Source organism: Paenibacillus sp. IHBB 10380 (assembly GCF_000949425.1).
Lineage (GTDB): Bacteria > Bacillota > Bacilli > Paenibacillales > Paenibacillaceae > Paenibacillus_AQ.
In genome coordinates, this window is record NZ_CP010976.1 from 5,037,673 (window position 1) to 5,056,250 (window position 18,578).

Sequence of the window (18,578 nt, forward strand, 5' to 3'; positions counted from 1 at the left end):
TGAAATGATGAAAGTGGTTGAACAAATAGGAAAGCGTCCACGGATTGTTGTCATGGGCGGAGGCACAGGATTGTCTGTCATGCTACGTGGTCTGAAGGAGAAGCCGCTTGATATTACGGCTATTGTCACAGTAGCAGATGATGGGGGAAGCTCAGGCATTTTGCGTAGTGAGCTACAGATGCCGCCTCCAGGGGACATTCGTAATGTCATTACTGCGCTTGCTGATGTTGAACCTCTGTTGTCGGAAATGTTGAGTTATCGTTTCAGTAGTGGCTCAGGGCTCGCAGGGCATAGTCTAGGTAATCTTATCTTAGCTGGTATGACGGATATCACAGGTGACTTCGTGACTGCGGTGAGAGAGCTAAGCAAGGTGCTAGCTGTCCGCGGTCAGGTATTACCTGCGGCTGATGTAGCTGTCACACTTCATGCGGAGATGGAAGATGGAAGCATTGTTAGTGGTGAGTCCAAGATTCCAGAAGCCGGCAAAAGAATTAAACGCGTTTTTCTAGATCCAGCTAGCGTAGAGCCGTTGCCAGAAGCTGTTGAAGCCATCTCTCAAGCAGATGCAATCTTAATCGGGCCGGGAAGCCTCTATACGAGTATTCTGCCTAATTTACTAGTACCTAAGCTAGCAGAAGCCGTCTGTGCCTCTGAAGCGATCAAAATTTTTATCTGTAATGTGATGACTCAGCCGGGTGAGACGGATAATTATACGGTAAGTGATCACCTAAAGGCAGTTTATGATCATATTGGTACGCAGCTATTTGATTATGTTATTGTTAATAACGGTGAAATCCCGATACAGGTACAAGATAAATATGCCGAAAAGGGAGCTAAGCCCGTCCAATTAGACTGGGATGAAGTGACTGGACACGGCTACAAGGTGATTGCAGATACGCTAGTCCTATTCCGGACCTATTTGCGACATGATGCCGATAAACTGAGCCAGCACATTTATCAACTTGTGCAAAATTGGATTTTACGAGAGAGGTGAGTCCTTTGTCATTTGCAGCACAGACAAAGAAAGAATTGACGATGATTGAAGGACAGCCATGCTGTGAGAAAGCCGAATTGTCGGCATTGATCCGTATGAATGGTGCGGTTCAGCTCTCAAATAAAAAGGTTATTCTAGATATTTCTACAGAGAATGCGGCCATTGCAAGACGAATTTATAGCTTGATTAAGAAGTATTTCCAAGCGCCGACTGAATTACTCGTACGCAAAAAAATGAGATTGAAAAAAAATAACGTCTATATTGTACGTATACCAGGCGGAGTTCAGGAAATGCTGAAAGAGCTAAGTATCGTCTCGGAAGGCTTTAATTTCACACCCGACATTAACCCCGAACTCATCCGTAAAAATTGTTGTAAGAGGGCTTACCTTCGCGGGGCATTTATGGCCGGCGGTTCTGTTAATAATCCAGAGGGATCTTCCTACCACTTGGAGATTTCTTCTATGTATGAGGATCACTGTAGGGCTCTTGTAAATTTAGCCAACGAGTTTAGACTTAACGCCCGTTTCATTGAGCGTAAGAAAGGTTTCGTTCTTTATATCAAGGAAGGCGAGAAGATTATTGAATTTCTTAGCTTGATCGGTGCACATCAATCATTATTCAAGTTCGAGGATGTGCGGATTATGCGTGATATGAGGAACTCTGTCAATCGTATCGTGAACTGTGAGACTGCGAATCTTAACAAAACCATTGGTGCTGCTGTCCGGCAGATCGATAACATCAGGCTACTACAGAGAGAAATAGGTCTGGACAACTTGCCAGAGAGGCTACGTGAGGTTGCTGAGGTTAGGCTAGCACATCCAGATCTGAACTTGAAGGAAGTTGGCGAGATGCTTAAAGGTACAGTGAGTAAATCAGGCGTAAATCATCGACTTCGTAAGATTGATGAGATGGCTGAGAAAATTCGTAACGGGTGAGTTTTTTTTTATAGTGTCCTTCATGCTATAATGGTATAATGTTCTTAATATAAAATGTTTTCAAGTGGTTAGATTCATAATATAGGGGGTAAGTTTCCATGACAAAGCACCCGGTAGTTGTCCGTTTAAAGACGGGTCTCCATGCCAGACCGGCAGCATTGTTCGTCCAAGAAGCGAATAAGTACTCGTCTGAAATTTTCGTGGAAAAAGATGATAAAAAAGTGAACGCTAAAAGTATCATGGGAATCATGAGCCTAGCGATCAGTTCGGGTACAGAAGTTAATATTAGTGCTGAAGGTGCAGACGCTGAACAGGCTGTAACCGCTTTAGTAAATTTGGTAAGTAAGGAAGAATTAGAGAATCAATAAAGCTCCAATATTTAACAACAAATAGCAGCTAATCCCTATGAGGAGTGGCTGCTATTTGTTGTTGTGAGATTTGATATTTCTTATTAATGACTGCGATTCATCTTATCGGAGATAAAATATCTACGCGAATAACTATGATTTGAATCTATTAAGATTTCTGCGGATAAATTGTTGAGTATTACAGAAGAATACCGAGGAATAATGACAAAAGTAACCTAATCTGTTAATTCTGAGAACAGACTGCAGGGAGTCAAGGATGCTGAAGAATACCTGATAAATATGATTAATTAACTAAAAAAATTTCTTTCGGACAATGGGTGCAACATTTTCCAATTTGCTTCGTCTATAGGGTACATAACAATGAGGAGGAGATTTTTATGCAAGGTTTAGTAAAGAAGGTAAGTTCTGTATTGGTTGTAGGTGCATTATTAGTAGGGGCTACGGGATTGAATGGTTCATTCGGTTTAGCATCTAAGGCATATGCTGCGGAGGTGGGTGTTCAGCGCAACGTTGTTAATGTAGTAGGAAAAGGTGAAATCTCGGTTACTCCAGATATTGCTTATTTATCAATAGGTGTCAATATAGAAGCAGATACAGCTCAAGCTGCCCAGAAAGCGAATGCAGCAATCATGCTCAAGCTGAACAAACTTCTAAAGGATAGTTGGGCAATTGCGGATAAAGATATAAAAACGTCACAATTCTATGTGCAGCCTAACTATACCTACTCGGACAAAGAAGGCCAGAAGATTAAAGGATACACCGCTAATCATGTTCTTACCGTGAGTTATCGTGATCTTTCCAAATTAGGCCAGTTACTTGATGCGGCTTCAAACGCTGGTGCTAACAACATAAATAACGTACAGTTCTCGGTTGAGAATCGTGACCAATATGAGACACAAGTCATTGAGAAAGCCATGGCTAATGCGGAAATAAAGGCGGGTTCCATAGCGAAAGCGGCTAAACGCCAGTTAGGTACGGTTCTAGTCGTAAGTCAAGGAGACGCCAGCAATCCAGTTGTGTACCATGAACAGCTCTCAGCGTATAAGGCGATGGATACGGCAAGTGGTGCTACAGAAGTTGAGGCAGGTGAAATAAAAGTTTCAACACAGTTAAGCGTTCAATACGAATTGAAATAGTTGGAAGTTATTCTCTCATCATAGCGCATAAACGTTGAGAACTGTTTTCTCTGGACATGCTTAGTCCAGAGAAAACAGTTTTTCTTGTGTTTGTCAATGATCACATTTTTGTAATATGAGCACTGTTGTTTATAGTTCCTTGTCGAAACATGTTGTGTCATCGGGGAAAAAACGATATAGTGAATATGCGAAAATTTGTATATGTTCATGGGGTGAAGTGAGCATACTATGAATGATAGGGGGATGGTGCATATGATTGAACTTGTCCGTATAGAGAAGAAGTTTGAAGGGCAAGATGTGGTGCATCCACTGACACTAGCTATTAAAGAAGGGGAATTCCTAACTTTATTAGGTCCAAGTGGCTGTGGTAAAACTACAATTCTCCGCATGATCGCGGGATTTGAACAACCAACCCAAGGTGAGATTATTCTAGCAGGTAAGAATGTAACCCAACTTTCGCCTAATCAGCGGGATCTAAATTTGGTGTTTCAGCATTACGCCCTGTTTCCACATATGACGGTTGAAGACAATATTGCTTTTGGACTTAAAATGAAAAAATTACCAAAGGAACAACAAAAGGAGCGGATCGCAGAGGCAGTTGCAATGACGCAACTAACGGCTCTGACGAACCGATATCCTCATCAACTCTCGGGAGGCCAGCAGCAACGTGTAGCGATTGCTAGGGCTATAGTGAATAAACCAAAGGTGCTACTGTTGGATGAGCCACTTGGAGCACTGGATCTACAACTGCGTAAAAATTTACAATCCGAGCTTAAGCATTTACAACGAACGCTGGGTATTACTTTTGTCTACGTAACACACGATCAAGAAGAAGCGATGATGATGTCTGATCGTATTGTAATCATGAATAATGGTCAAGTTGAACAGATTGGATCCCCTAGAGATATTTATGAGACGCCGCAAACTCTGTTTGCAGCAACCTTTGTAGGAGAGAATAATATTTTCGCTTCTGACGAAGGTCTTGTAGCTGTTCGCCCTGAGAAATTATTCGCGCAGAAGAGTGAACTGGGTGCGAAGAAGCTCGGTATGATAGAGGACGTTCTGTACATGGGAAATGTACATAAACTAATCGTTCGGCTGGATAGTGAGATGAATGAACCACAACAACAATCAATGACGGTGACTATTGTCCTGAATATAGCTGATGAACAGCAATGGCAAGTGGGTGAACGAATTGGGGTGAGCTGGCACGCCAAAGATGAGGTGGTGATCAAGTCATGAAAAAAGTGAAATGGTTGATCTCACCCGTCGTATTATGGCTTGGCCTCTTCTTAATCGTTCCTATGCTGATTGTGTTGGTCATGTCTTTTATGCAGCGCGATACACTAGGCAATGTTGTTTATTCATTTAGCTTGGATGGATATATTACCTTTTGGGATTCATTGTACCTAGGAATTTATTGGGATACGATTGTCTTATCGGTCTTGACCACTCTCATTTGTCTGTTGGTCAGCTATCCACTAGCGTATTATATTGCGGGAGCAAGCCCTCGAATACAGAATTGGGGACTTATTCTTATTACCGTTCCGTTCTGGATTAACTTTCTCATACGGACATATGCATGGGTGCTCTTGCTGCGTACACAAGGGGTCGTCAATAGTCTACTTCTAAATTTTGGATGGATTGATGAACCGCTGCAAATGCTGTATACCAAGGGTGCGGTACTGCTGGGTATGGTATATAACTTCATTCCCTTCATGGTATTGCCGTTGTATGTGGCTATTGAGCAGATCGATAAGCGTCAACTTGAAGCTGCGAGTGATTTAGGAGCAAGTCGTTGGAAGGCGTTCTGGCATATTACATTACCCCAGAGTAAGTCGGGTATAATGACGGGATCAGTGCTTGTATTTGTATCTACAGCAGGGATGTTCGTCGTGACAGATATCCTTGGGGGCTCCAAATCTTCGATGATTAGTAACATCATACAATCCCAGTTTCTCGGAGCTCGTAACTGGCCGTTTGGGTCGGCGTTATCTGTTATATTTATACTGACTTCGCTTGTGCTCATAATGTTATTTAACCGGGCGATGCAGTCTCGTCATGAACGATTAAAGGAGGGGAACTCATGAATAAGAGAAGCCACCCTCTTCTAGGCCTTCATTCATTATTGATGATGATATTCATCTATGTACCCATAGTGTTAGTTATCGTCTATTCCTTCAATAATACGAGGTTAAGTGGAGATTGGAAGGGATTCACTTTAGATTGGTATTCCTCACTTCTGAAGGATCGCCATGTGATGGAAGCTTTGGTAAACAGTCTTATTGTTGCTGTGACTTCTACTGTAGTCGCGACTCTCTTGGGGACGATTGCAGCACTTACCTTGCGGGATTTAGGGAAACGATGGAAGAATCCTATGAATGGGGTTCTGTATATGCCTGTTATTATTCCAGACATTATTATGGGGTTATCGCTGTTGGTTTTGTTCAGTCAGCTTAACATTTCGTTAGGTAAGGCTACGGTGATCATCGCCCATATTACTTTTAGCATGTCTTATGTCTATGTGGTCGTGAACGCTCGATTGTCAGGAATGGGTAGACAGCTTGAAGAAGCTGCACAGGATCTTGGTGCTACAGGATGGCAAACGTTTCGCTATGTGACCTTTCCACAAATCTCGCCAGGAATTATTTCAGGAGCATTAATAGCTTTTACCCTTTCACTTGATGATTTCATGGTTAGTTTCTTCGTGGCAGGACCAAGTTCTACAACGCTTCCTATTTATATTTATGGACAAGTAAAGCGGGGCGTTTCTCCTGAAATCAATGCATTGTGTACGATACTTATATTAGTGAGTATTACATTAATACTGTTAGCGCAATATGTACTCAATCGTGGTAAAGGACAAAAGAAACATAAGATGCTACCTATCTAGATGGCTCTAATTTAACACTATACATTTTTCGAATACTTATATTGGTGTTGAGCTAGTTAGATTGAACTAAGATTTATTTTACAATAACTTGTATGATGAAAGAGAGGCGATACGTAACTGTGAGAAAGACAAGCTTTACGGGCCTGCTGATTGCAGGAGTTCTGGCATTATCCCTTCTAAGTGGCTGTTCTTCTAAGGAGACGCTGCATATTTATAGCTGGGCAGACAATTTTGATGAGACGGTTATAAAGGATTTTGAAGATAAATTCGATGTAGATATCACATATGATATTTATGCGAATAATGAGGACCTTCTGGCCAAAATTAAGGCAGGGGGTGGTGGGTATGACCTCATTCAGCCTTCAGACTATATGGTGGAGACAATGATTAAGAATAGCTTACTCGAACCGCTGGATAAGAGTAATATTCCTAATTTTGATAATATCGCTGAACCATTCAAAGATCCGAAGTATGATCCAGATAATAAGTATTCTGTTGTATATATGTCTGGTGTGACGGGGATTGCTTACAATAAGAAGTACGTGAAAGACTCTATTGATAGTTGGGAAGACTTATGGAACCCTGCTTATAAAGGGAAGGTACTCCTATTAGATGACAATCGCGAAGTGATTGGTATGGCTCTAAAGAAATTAGGGTACTCCAATGGTTCTACAGATGAGACTGAGATTAAATTGGCCGTTGATGATTTGAAGAAACTGCTGCCAAGTGTCCTGGCATTTGATACAGACACGATTAAGCAGAAGATGATTCAAGAAGAAGGCTGGATCAGTACAGTATGGTCTGGAGATGCAGCGTTTATCGTTAAGGATAATCCAGATATCGCCTATATCGTTCCGAAAGAGGGAGCTACTATTTTCTCGGATAACTATGCGATCCCTAAGGGTGCTAAGAACAAGGAATTAGCCGAGAAATTCATCAATTATATGCTAGAGCCTGAAGTTAGCGCTAAAAATTATGAATCTATAGGTTATAGTGACCCCAATGTTAAAGCTATGGAATTCCATAGTGAAGAGTATCGTAACAATCATATGATTAATCTTAGTGAAGAAGAGCTAAGTCGTACTGAATGGCTAAGTGATGTAGGAAGTGCGCTTCAAATCTATGATCGATATTGGACGGAACTTAAGAGTGGCCGGGAATAACTTACCTCCATGTTCTAAATAAAAGCATATCATAATGTGACAATGTACGGCCCCTACTCTAGATGAGTAGGGGTTTTTAGGTTATAGATATATCAATATTATGGAGGTTGAAGACGTAGTGGTTGATTTTAACCAAACAATATTATAAAATATCTATTATTAAGCAAACGAAAATAGGAGTTGTCTATATGAGTGTGTTAGCTGAACTATTCTGGAATGCTACTATCGCAGAAATTAAACAAGGATATGTATTTGATCAAGAGATGGAGGCATACATTTGTCTTGTGTGTGGTAAGAGGTATGAGAAGGGGGTTATTTATCAGGCTGAAGATGTATTCTACGAAGCGGAGAAGTATGTTCGTCGTCATGTGGCAAGTGATCATATCTCGATGTTGGACTTTTTGCTAGGACTAGATAAAAAGATATCAGGACTCACAGAGCTGCAACGAACGCTGTTAAATATGTTCCAGATGGGTCTGAACGATAATGAAATTGTTAGGGAATTGGATGGGGGAAGCACATCGACGATACGGAATCACAGATTTACTCTACGGGAGAAGATGAAGCAGGCTAAAGTCTTTCTCTCGATCATGGAGCTTGTAGAGGAGAAATCAATCAATCAAAGTCGATTTATTCAATTTCAACAATCGAATTCTTGGTTAGATGAACGTCATCAGATTACCGAGGAAGAGAATGAGGAGATCGTTCGGGCCTATTTCAAACAGGGACCCACAGGACCTTTGTCTGAATTCCCGAAGAAAGAAAAGCGTAAGGTTGTTATTCTGCGGCAACTTATTCAAAGTTTTGATAAACAGAAACAATATACAGAGAAAGAGGTCAATGAGATCTTAAAGGAACGATTCCACGATTATGTGACGCTAAGACGTTTTTTAATTGAATATGGATTTATGGATCGGTTTCCTGATGGAAGTTGTTATTGGGTTAAAGGGTAGCCTGAATCATACTAAAGCTGGAGAGAAGGGAAGTAGGCAAATGGACCATCAAAGAAGAAAAGAGTTAGTGGCTGAATACCAGCAACGTCCGCGGCGAATGGGGATTTATCAAATTTGCAACATGGAGAATAGTAAGATTTTTATTGGGAGTAGCTATAATTTGCATGGAGCGTTGAATAAAGAAACATTCCTGCTTAATACAGGACTACACAGTATAACCGGATTGCAAGAGGAATGGAATGCCTATGGCGAGAATGCGTTCAGACTAGATATACTTGATGAGATCAAGCTTGCAGAGGGGGAATCTCTTATGGGTATGGTCCCTGTTAATGTACCGGTGAATCATCCATCTGTTAAGAAATACAAGGATGAACTCCAACTTATGCAGCAAATGTGGCTCGATAAATTACAACCTTATGATGACAAAGGATACCACGATCGCCCAGTAAATGAGTCATAATTTGCTTCAATAATGTAACCGGGATTGTAACCTTATTTAAAATCTCCCTCGATATAATATAGAGAGTTATATAGATAATATTGGAAGGCGTGATCTATGTGAATAAGGTTATGAAGTGGAGTGCTGCGGCAATGGCAGCAGGCATTCTTATTGCAAGTTCTGGATTTACAGGAGAGGCATCCGTATTGGCAGCAGGAAATATCAAGAATACGGTTCAGCAAACCCCGGTGGCATTGAAATGGAAGGGAACTAAATTGTCTCAAAAAGGGTTAATGAGCGAAGGCAACACGTTGATTCCTTTAACCGTGTTAAGAGATCAATTAGGACTCCCTTTAAGTTATAACCCAGGAACAAGAACATACAGCATTGGCAGTGGATATACACAGCTTAATATGGAAGTATCACAGCATGGTGTGAACACGAACATTAACAATTATTACTTGTATGAGTATGAAGTCAAGAATATCAACGGCAGAATCTATGTTCCCTTCAAATTAATGAATGATTATTTAGGATATCAGGGTGCTTGGGACCCTTCTACGAAGACGCTGAATATAAGCAAACGTATACTCAATCCGATCACCATCAAGACGGAGACATTAGAGAAAGCAACGTCAGATGCAGTATACCTTCTCCATTATCCTAAAGTCAGTGGGCTTGTAAATTCTGATGCTGAGAATGTGATCAATAACGTACTGGAACAGCATATGAAGAAGTTCAACGAAGAGTCTATTAAAGAAGCTAATAATAGAGATGACTCGATAGAGCATGCTTATCAGTATATTCAGAACTACATGGTGACGTACAATCGAAATGGTGTACTGAGTCTTGTAGTTGATCAATATGGAAATACAGGTGGAGCACATGGTGGAACTATTCGTACAGGTTTCACGTTCTCATTAAAAGATGGAAAGTTACTAACAGCGAATGATTTGTTGAAGAAGAGTAATCCAACCTACAGAACCATGCTGAATAAAGACTTAGCTAAGAAACTAAAGGCCCATGAGGGTTACTTGGGTGGATTTAAAGCATTACGTGCTAATCCTGATTTCAACGTAAGTGAAAACGGAATGTTATTTTTCTTCCAACAGTATGAATATACAGACTATGCTGTAGGTATCCCTACGTTTGCGTATCCATTCGATCAGTTGTTACCTAAAGGTACAGACCCATTCAAAAGTTATAAATAAAATATACTGATTTATAAGACAACCCCCTTGCTTCTGAAATTTCAGAGCAAGGGGGTTGTCTTATGTCTATCTATTTATTAAATGCCTGTTGGTAAAGTCTTCTCAATCACTTTATCAATAATACCGTAGGTTGCTGCATCTGTAGCACTCATGAAGTAGTCACGATCTGTATCTTTCTCAATACGCTCTAGCGGTTGTCCTGTACGTTCGGATAATATACGGTTCAACTTATCGCGCATCTTGAGAATACGGCGAGCACGAATTTCGATATCGGATGCTTGACCTTGTGCACCACCCAAAGGTTGGTGAATCATGATCTCACTGTTTGGCAATGCGAAGCGTTTGCCAATCGCACCAGCGTTTAACAGGAATGCTCCCATAGAAGCAGCCATACCTACACAAATAGTGGATACATCCGGTTTGATATATTGCATTGTATCGAATATTGCCATACCCGCTGTAATCGATCCCCCGGGGCTATTAACATATAAGTGAATATCTTTGTCAGGCTCTTCGGCAGCCAAGAACAGCATTTGTGCAATAATGGAGTTAGCCACTACATCGTTGACTTCTGAACCCAAGAAAATAATGCGATCCTTCAGCAATCTGGAATAGATATCATATGCACGTTCTCCGCGACTGCTCTGTTCTACAACCATAGGTACATAACCCAAGTGAAAAACCTCCCTTAAATTGGTTCAAATATTGACTTTCTTACTTAAACAATTGCCTTAATTACCACATAATAAACAATTTAAAACAAAAAGTCAAAGAAAGTCAAACTTATAGGTAAAAAAAAGAGCCATGATTGGCTTTTGTTGGTTTGGTTATACATATAAGTAGAAGCTATGTATTAAAAAATGTAAAGAATGGTGCGCCCGCGAGGAATTGAACCTCGATCTCAGGCTTCGGAGGCCTACGTCATATCCATTTGACCACGGGCGCAAAATTGATAGCACAAATTATTATATGATATCTACAACAGAATAGCAAGAGTATTCAGTATTTTTTAGCTTAGGATAGCCTGAAGAATACTAAATGTATAAGAAGAACATCTCCTGTAAATTATACACAAAGACTACTTGCAAGAGACGCGAAATTTGGTTAGAATAATAGTGGGACTTAAAAAGTTTACCCGGGACATTTTAAGACCAATGAGAAAGTGAGAAGAAAGTTGCAGGGGTGGAAAGCATGCGAACGATATTAGAAATACAAAAGCAGCTTCTGCCTGACCTCATGGAAATTCTCAAGACAAGGTACACCATTCTTCAGCAGATCATGTTGTTTGATACGATCGGTCGTAGGACACTCGCAACTTCGCTTCATATGACAGAACGCGTGTTGCGTGCGGAGACAGATCTTCTGAAATCGCAAGGTCTCATTGAGATTGAGAGTATGGGAATGAGGATTAATGATTCAGGTAGGAAACTGCTAGAACTCATGGAGCCCATTGCTAAGAATCTTTTTGGACTAACAGATTTAGAGGATAAGATTCGTCAAACCTACGGATTGCGTAAAGTGGTCATTGTACCTGGTGATTGTGAGTCATCGTCGTTCGCCAAGCGAGAGCTAGGACGTGCGGGCGCGAAAGCTTTGCTGAGCGTCATGGGTAATGAAGATATTATTGCTGTTACAGGGGGTTCAACATTAGCCGAAATGGCAGAACAACTCACTTGTCCTTCTTCTGCACTTGTTAAAGGAACTTGGTTCGTACCCGCCCGCGGGGGGCTTGGAGAGAGTATGGAATTTCAAGCGAATACGATTGCCTCAACAATGGCGAAGAGAGTAGGAGCACAATACCGGTTGTTACATGTACCTGATCTGCTCAGCGATGATGCTTATCAATCGCTCGTCCAAGATCGCAACATTCAAGAGATTGTGCAGACAATCAGACAGTCACGGATCATCGTGCACGGCATAGGTGACGCCATGGAAATGACCCGCCGAAGAAATCTGGACCCTGTAACGATACAGACGATCCAAGCAGAAGGCGCGGTTGCAGAATCTTTCGGTTATTATTTTAACGAGAATGGCTCCATGGTTCATAGGATGCTAACATTGGGATTACGACTGGAAGATATTATGCAGACTGAAGTGGTGATCGGGATTGCAGGCGGGAAAAGTAAGGGTAGAGCTATTCATGCGGTTCTTCAGTTCGGTAAAGAGGATATCCTAGTTACAGATGAAGCCGCAGCGCTAGAAATTGAAAAAGAGATCGATAAACGATCCCTACTAATTAATTTGGAATAACTAAACTTTTATAATATTTAATCTATGTTGTCACGACAGACCTAATCGTCTGTTTTGAATAAATAAAAACGAACTCTAGGAGGACTAATTTAATGACAGTAAAAGTTGGTATTAATGGTTTTGGACGTATTGGACGCCTTGCTTTCCGCCGTATTCAAGCTGTGGAAGGTATCGAAGTAGTAGCAATTAATGACTTGACTGATGCTAAAATGTTAGCACATTTGTTGAAATATGATACGACTCAAGGACGTTTCGACGGTGACGTTGAAGTACATGACGGATTCTTCAAAGTAAATGGTAAAGAAGTTAAGGTTCTTGCTAACCGTAACCCTGAAGAATTGCCATGGGGAGATCTTGGTGTAGACATCGTTCTTGAATGTACTGGATTCTTCACTACTAAAGAAGCAGCTGAGAAGCATTTGAAAGGCGGCGCTAAAAAAGTCGTTATTTCCGCTCCAGCTACTGGCGACATGAAAACGATCGTTTACAATGTAAACCATGAAATTCTTGATGGTACTGAAACTGTTATCTCCGGTGCTTCTTGCACAACGAACTGCCTTGCTCCAATGGCAAAAGTATTGCAAGACAGCTACGGCATTGTTGAAGGCTTGATGACAACAATCCACGCTTACACTGGTGACCAAAACACATTGGATGCTCCACATGCGAAAGGTGACTTCCGTCGTGCTCGTGCAGCGGCTGAGAACATCATCCCTAACACTACGGGTGCTGCTAAAGCAATTGGCCTAGTTATTCCTGAACTTAAAGGTAAATTAGACGGTGCAGCTCAACGTGTTCCAGTAGCAACAGGTTCATTAACTGAATTGGTAACTGTTCTTGAGAAGAACGTTACTGTTGACGAAATCAATGCAGCAATGAAAGCTGCTTCTGATGTAGAAACTTATGGATACACAGAAGACGAAATCGTATCTTCTGATATCAAAGGTATCACATTCGGTTCTTTGTTTGATGCAACTCAAACTAAAGTATTGACTGTTGGCGACAAACAATTGGTTAAAACGGTTGCTTGGTACGATAACGAAATGTCATACACAGCACAACTTATTCGCACTTTGGAATACTTCGCTAAAATCGCTAAGTAGTACAAAAGGCGTCAACATTATAGAGCGGAAACAGAATTATTTGTTTCCGCTCTTTATAAATGTAAGTGTTATTCCTTAAATTCCTAATTATTAAAAATTAAATTATGGGTGTGGAGGAACGAGAGATGAATAAGAAGAGTGTACGCGACGTTGAGGTAACTGGAAAACGGGTATTTGTTCGTGTGGATTTCAATGTGCCCCTCGAAGATGGTAAAATTACAGATGACAAACGTATTCGCGAAACATTGCCAACGATTAATTACTTGGTAGAACGCGGAGCAAAAGTTATTCTTGCAAGTCATATGGGCCGTCCTAAGGGACAAGTGGTTGAGTCCTTGCGTTTAACAGCAGCAGCAGAACGTCTATCTGAACTTCTTGGCAAAAAAGTGATCAAAGCAGATGAGTCTGTAGGCGCAGCTGTGGAATCACAAATTGCTGAAATGAATGAAGGCGACGTGTTATTACTTGAGAATGTCCGTTTCCATGCTGGAGAAGAGAAGAACGATGTTGAATTGGCTAAGCAATTTGCTAAACTTGCTGATTTGTTTGTCAATGATGCTTTCGGTGCAGCTCACCGCGCGCACTCTTCGACTGAAGGAATCGCGCATCATTTGCCAGCTGTATCTGGTTTGTTGATGGAAAGAGAATTGTCTGTATTAGGCAAAGCAATTCTAGATCCTGAACGTCCATTTACTGCAATCATTGGTGGGTCCAAGGTTAAGGACAAAATCGATGTCATTGATAACCTGTTGAACATCGCAGATAACGTTCTAATCGGTGGCGGTCTGTCCTATACGTTCATGAAAGCTCAAGGATATGAAATCGGATTGTCTTTGTGTGATGATGATAAATTGGACGCAGCGCTTGGGTTTATACAAAAAGCGAAGGATCTTGGCAAGAACTTCTATCTTCCTGAAGATATCGTTATTGCAGATGATTTCAAAGCAGACGCTAACAAGGACACTGTGGATGTCGGCAATATCCCTGATGGTTGGGAAGGCGTGGACATTGGGCCTAAGACACGTGCCAAATATGCTGAAATCATTAAGAACTCTAAGCTAGTTGTATGGAACGGACCTATGGGCGTTTTTGAACTTGAGCCTTTCTCTCATGGTACACGTGAAGTAGCAGAAGCTTGCGCTACAACGGAAGGTTATACGATTATCGGTGGCGGTGACTCTGCAGCAGCGGCTGAGAAGTTCCATCTCGCTGATAAAATGGATCACATCTCTACAGGTGGCGGCGCTTCTCTTGAGTTCATGGAAGGTAAGGCACTTCCTGGTGTTGAGGCATTAAACGATAAATAAACTGTCTACATGATTGATATTGTAAGGCAATAAGAAGGAGTGAATCACGTGAGAACACCTATCATTGCTGGTAACTGGAAAATGTTCAAAACGGTTCCAGAAGCGAAAACATTCATTGAAGCCATTAAAGGCAAGGCAGAAGTTAGCGGAGTAGAAAGCGTTATTTGTGCTCCATTCACGAATCTACCTGCATTGGTGGAAGCTGTGAAAGGAACATCAATCAAAATTGGTGCTCAAAACCTACATTTTGAAGATAACGGCGCATTCACGGGTGAAATTAGCGGTGTAATGTTGAAAGAGTTAGGCGTTGACTATGTGATCGTGGGTCACTCAGAACGTCGTGCTTATTTCGCTGAAACGGATGAAGTTGTTAACAAAAAAGTTCATGCTGCATTCAAGCATGGCATTACTCCAATTGTATGTGTTGGTGAAAAGCTCGAAGAGCGTGAAGCTGATCAGACAAAAGAAGTATGTAAAGTACAAACAGAAGGCGCTTTGAAGGGATTAACGGCTGAGCAAGCAGCTCAAGTTGTTATCGCTTATGAGCCAATCTGGGCTATTGGAACAGGTAAATCATCTACAGCACAAGATGCTAATGAAGTGATTTCTTATATCCGTGACCTTGTAAAAGGTTTGTATGGAACAAGCGTGTCTGATGTAGTACGTATTCAATATGGCGGAAGTGTTAAGCCTGAGAATGTCGTTGAATATATGGGTCAAAGTGACATCGACGGCGCACTTGTCGGCGGAGCCAGCTTAGAGCCAACTTCTTACGTTCAGCTTGTTGAGGGGGCGAAGTAAGATGACAGCACCAAGACCGGTAGCATTAATTATTATGGACGGTTTCGGTCTGCGTAACACCGTGGAAGGTAACGCTGTAGCGCAAGCTAAGAAGCCCAATTATGATCGATTTATGAGTAAGTATCCTCATACGACACTTACAGCTTGTGGAGAAGCCGTAGGTCTGCCACCAGGGCAGATGGGTAACTCTGAAGTTGGGCATTTGAATATTGGTGCCGGTCGTGTGGTGTATCAGAATCTTACTCGCATATCCAAATCGATTCGTGAAGGTGAATTCTTCGAGAATCCAACATTGGTAGAAGCCGTTCGTTATGCAAAGACTAACAATAAGAAATTGCACCTATATGGTCTTCTCTCAGATGGTGGCGTACATAGTCATATTGATCATCTGTTGGCTATGTTGGATCTTGCTAAGAAAGAAGATTTGGATGAAGTTTACATCCATGCCTTTATGGATGGCCGTGACGTTGCTCCCGATTCAGGTATATTGTTCATTGAACAATTGAATGCGAAGATTGCCGAAGTCGGAATTGGTAAAATCGCGACTGTTCAAGGCCGCTATTATGCGATGGATCGAGATAAACGTTGGGAACGGGTTGAGAAATCATACCGTGCTATCGTTTATGGTGAAGGTCCTAAGTATACGGATGCGCTTCAAGCCGTAAAAGAATCTTATGAGAAGTCTCTATTTGATGAATTCGTAGAGCCTACAGTGATTGTAGATGCTTTGGGACAACCAGTTGGAACAGTTGAGAGTGGAGATTCTGTTATTTTCTTAAATTTCCGTCCAGACCGTGCTATTCAATTGTCTCAAGTGTTTACAAATAAAGATTTCCGTGGATTTGAGCTTGGTCCTAAGGCTCCTCGCGATTTGCATTTTGTATGTCTTACCATGTTCAGTGAAACGGTAGAAGGTTATGTTGCTTATGAACCTAAGAACTTAGATAATACGCTTGGAGAAGTTCTAGTTCAGAACAACAAGAAGCAACTACGTATTGCTGAGACCGAGAAATATCCCCATGTTACATTTTTCTTTAGTGGTGGACGCGATGTGGAACTTCCAGGTGAAACTCGTATCCTAATCAACTCTCCAAAAGTAGCTACATATGATCTGCAGCCCGAAATGAGTGCATATCAAGTGGCAGACGCTTGCGTGAAAGAGATTGAAGCTGAGAATTTCGATACGATTATTCTGAACTTTGCTAACCCTGATATGGTTGGACACTCCGGTATGCTGGAGCCGACGATTAAGGCTGTAGAAGTGACGGATGAGTGTATGGGTAGAGTGGTGGATGCTGTTCTTGCCAAAGGCGGAGTCGTATTGATCACAGCTGACCATGGTAATGCGGATATGGTATTTGATGAGGATGGGCGCCCATTCACAGCTCATACGACGAACCCTGTACCGTTTATCGTTACCGATGAGAATGTTACTTTACGCGAAGGCGGAGTATTGGCAGACATTGCCCCAACCATTCTTGATTTGATGCAGCTATCACAACCTGATGATATGACAGGAACAAGCGTCATTGCTAGTCGTAAATAAGACGATTATAATATAAAGATGCAACTAATAAGAATAACAAAGGAGATTTAAATCATATGACTATTATTTCAGATGTGTATGCTCGCGAAGTCCTTGACTCTCGTGGTAATCCTACTGTTGAGGTTGAAGTTTATACAGAATCCGGCGCTCTAGGCCGTGCAATTGTTCCTTCCGGTGCTTCTACAGGTGCCCATGAAGCGGTTGAGCTTCGTGATGGAGACAAATCTCGTTACCTTGGTAAAGGTGTACTAGAAGCTGTTAAGAACGTAAATGAAACGATTGCTCCTGAAGTTATCGGTATGGACGCGCTTGACCAACTAGGTATCGACAAAATGATGATCGCTCTAGACGGAACACACAACAAAGGTAAATTAGGTGCGAATGCTATTCTTGCTGTATCTATGGCTGTAGCTCGCGCTGCTGCTGATGCTTTGGATCTACCACTGTATGTTTACCTAGGTGGATTCAATGCTAAACAATTACCAGTACCTATGATGAATATCGTGAACGGTGGCGAACATGCCGACAACAACGTTGACGTACAAGAATTCATGGTATTGCCAGTAGGAGCTCCTTCTTTCAAAGAAGCACTTCGTACAGGTGCAGAAATCTTCCACAGCTTGAAAGCTGTTCTTCAAGCTAAAGGTCTTAATACAGCTGTTGGCGATGAAGGTGGATTTGCTCCTAACTTTACTTCCAATGAAGAAGCATTGTCTACAATCATGGAAGCTATTGAAAAAGCAGGTTACAAACCAGGTGTTGATGTATTCCTAGGTATGGACGTTGCTTCTACTGAATTCTACAAAGATGGTAAGTACCACTTGGAAGGTGAAGGTAAATCCTTTACATCAGCAGAATTCGTTGACCTACTTGTATCATGGGCTGACAAATATCCAATCATTACAATCGAAGATGGTTGTTCTGAAGATGACTGGGAAGGTTGGAAATTGCTTAGTGAGAAATTGGGCGACAGAATCCAACTTGTTGGTGATGACTTGTTCGTAACAAACACTGAGCGTCTTGGTAAAGGAATCGAAGAAGGTATCGGTAACTCTATCTTGATCAAAGTTAACCAAATTGGTACATTGACTGAAACATTTGATGCCATCGAAATGGCTAAACGTGCTGGTTATACAGCAGTTATCTCTCACCGCTCTGGTGAGTCCGAAGATAGCACAATCGCTGACATCGCTGTAGCAACAAATGCAGGTCAGATCAAAACAGGTGCTCCTTCCCGTACAGACCGTATTGCAAAATACAACCAATTACTTCGCATCGAAGATCAATTGGGTGAATTGGCTCAATACCACGGTATGAAATCTTTCTACAACTTGAAAAAATAATTAACTTAGAAAAAGCCAGCCTCTGCAGAGGTTGGCTTTTTTTGTGATATAATATGTTTGACATCACATGTTATCAAAGAAACAAATCTTGTTAAATAGATTAGCGTTGTGGTACAATAAAAGTGCTGTTTTACTG

At 41.4% G+C, this 18,578-nt stretch carries 18 protein-coding genes and 1 tRNA gene; 17 read left to right on the plus strand and 2 right to left on the minus strand.

The window, feature by feature from the left end; genetic code table 11:
- Positions 1-7 precede the first annotated feature (7 nt).
- The 11 genes from UB51_RS22915 (at position 8) to UB51_RS22965 (ending at position 10,092) form a co-directional block, all read left to right on the plus strand.
- The gene (locus UB51_RS22915) at positions 8-994 is read left to right on the plus strand and encodes a gluconeogenesis factor YvcK family protein (protein ID WP_044879286.1); all 987 of its coding nucleotides are present in this window, start codon (positions 8-10) and stop codon (positions 992-994) included.
- Between the two features lie 5 nt (positions 995-999).
- Complete coding sequence (whiA, locus tag UB51_RS22920; RefSeq protein ID WP_044879287.1) at positions 1,000-1,929, plus strand: DNA-binding protein WhiA; 930 nt, start codon at positions 1,000-1,002, stop codon at positions 1,927-1,929.
- A gap of 98 nt (positions 1,930-2,027) precedes the next feature.
- The gene (locus UB51_RS22925; protein ID WP_044879288.1) at positions 2,028-2,297 is read left to right on the plus strand and encodes an HPr family phosphocarrier protein; all 270 of its coding nucleotides are present in this window, start codon (positions 2,028-2,030) and stop codon (positions 2,295-2,297) included.
- 377 nt (positions 2,298-2,674) lie between these two features.
- Positions 2,675-3,433, plus strand: coding sequence for an SIMPL domain-containing protein (locus UB51_RS22930; protein ID WP_044879289.1), 759 nt, complete (start codon positions 2,675-2,677; stop codon positions 3,431-3,433).
- A 252-nt stretch (positions 3,434-3,685) separates the two neighbouring features.
- Positions 3,686-4,675: an ABC transporter ATP-binding protein gene (locus tag UB51_RS22935; RefSeq protein WP_044879290.1), complete on the plus strand. Its 990-nt coding sequence runs from the start codon at positions 3,686-3,688 to the stop codon at positions 4,673-4,675.
- Positions 4,672-5,523, plus strand: coding sequence for an ABC transporter permease (locus UB51_RS22940; protein ID WP_044879291.1), 852 nt, complete (start codon positions 4,672-4,674; stop codon positions 5,521-5,523). The genes UB51_RS22935 and UB51_RS22940 overlap by 4 nt, the downstream gene beginning before the upstream one ends.
- The gene (locus tag UB51_RS22945; RefSeq protein ID WP_044879292.1) at positions 5,520-6,326 is read left to right on the plus strand and encodes an ABC transporter permease; all 807 of its coding nucleotides are present in this window, start codon (positions 5,520-5,522) and stop codon (positions 6,324-6,326) included. Before UB51_RS22940 ends, UB51_RS22945 begins: the two co-directional genes overlap by 4 nt.
- 119 nt (positions 6,327-6,445) lie before the next feature.
- On the plus strand, positions 6,446-7,489 hold the full coding sequence (locus UB51_RS22950) for an ABC transporter substrate-binding protein (protein WP_044879293.1): 1,044 nt from the start codon (positions 6,446-6,448) through the stop codon (positions 7,487-7,489).
- A gap of 188 nt (positions 7,490-7,677) precedes the next feature.
- Positions 7,678-8,442, plus strand: coding sequence for a DUF2087 domain-containing protein (locus tag UB51_RS22955; protein WP_044879294.1), 765 nt, complete (start codon positions 7,678-7,680; stop codon positions 8,440-8,442).
- Positions 8,414-8,902 carry a GIY-YIG nuclease family protein gene (locus UB51_RS22960; RefSeq protein ID WP_052676039.1) on the plus strand — a complete coding sequence of 163 codons (489 nt, stop codon included), beginning with the start codon at positions 8,414-8,416 and terminating at the stop codon, positions 8,900-8,902. The genes UB51_RS22955 and UB51_RS22960 overlap by 29 nt, the downstream gene beginning before the upstream one ends.
- Positions 8,903-9,000: 98 nt before the next feature.
- Entirely contained in the window at positions 9,001-10,092 is a 1,092-nt protein-coding gene (locus tag UB51_RS22965) for a PdaC/SigV domain-containing protein (RefSeq protein ID WP_044879295.1), read from the plus strand.
- A 77-nt stretch (positions 10,093-10,169) separates the two neighbouring features.
- On the opposite strand, the gene clpP is transcribed toward UB51_RS22965, so the two are convergent.
- Both clpP and UB51_RS22975 read right to left on the minus strand, forming a co-directional pair.
- The gene (gene clpP / locus UB51_RS22970; RefSeq protein WP_044879296.1) at positions 10,170-10,766 is read right to left on the minus strand and encodes an ATP-dependent Clp endopeptidase proteolytic subunit ClpP; all 597 of its coding nucleotides are present in this window, start codon (positions 10,764-10,766) and stop codon (positions 10,170-10,172) included.
- Positions 10,767-10,962: 196 nt separating this feature from the next.
- Positions 10,963-11,037, minus strand: a tRNA-Arg gene (locus tag UB51_RS22975).
- A 246-nt stretch (positions 11,038-11,283) separates the two neighbouring features.
- On the opposite strand from UB51_RS22975, the gene UB51_RS22980 reads away from it, so the two are divergent.
- From UB51_RS22980 to eno, 6 genes are all read left to right on the plus strand, one after another.
- Entirely contained in the window at positions 11,284-12,342 is a 1,059-nt protein-coding gene (locus UB51_RS22980) for a sugar-binding transcriptional regulator (RefSeq protein ID WP_044879297.1), read from the plus strand.
- Between the two features lie 92 nt (positions 12,343-12,434).
- Positions 12,435-13,445 carry a type I glyceraldehyde-3-phosphate dehydrogenase gene (gene gap / locus UB51_RS22985; protein ID WP_044879298.1) on the plus strand — a complete coding sequence of 337 codons (1,011 nt, stop codon included), beginning with the start codon at positions 12,435-12,437 and terminating at the stop codon, positions 13,443-13,445.
- Between the two features lie 125 nt (positions 13,446-13,570).
- The gene (locus UB51_RS22990) at positions 13,571-14,752 is read left to right on the plus strand and encodes a phosphoglycerate kinase (protein WP_044879299.1); all 1,182 of its coding nucleotides are present in this window, start codon (positions 13,571-13,573) and stop codon (positions 14,750-14,752) included.
- Positions 14,753-14,800: 48 nt separating this feature from the next.
- Positions 14,801-15,553, plus strand: coding sequence for a triose-phosphate isomerase (gene tpiA, locus UB51_RS22995; RefSeq protein ID WP_044879300.1), 753 nt, complete (start codon positions 14,801-14,803; stop codon positions 15,551-15,553).
- 1 nt (position 15,554) lies between these two features.
- Positions 15,555-17,099, plus strand: coding sequence for a 2,3-bisphosphoglycerate-independent phosphoglycerate mutase (gene gpmI, locus UB51_RS23000; RefSeq protein WP_044879301.1), 1,545 nt, complete (start codon positions 15,555-15,557; stop codon positions 17,097-17,099).
- A gap of 56 nt (positions 17,100-17,155) precedes the next feature.
- On the plus strand, positions 17,156-18,442 hold the full coding sequence (gene eno, locus UB51_RS23005; RefSeq protein WP_044879302.1) for a phosphopyruvate hydratase: 1,287 nt from the start codon (positions 17,156-17,158) through the stop codon (positions 18,440-18,442).
- Positions 18,443-18,578 lie beyond the last annotated feature (136 nt).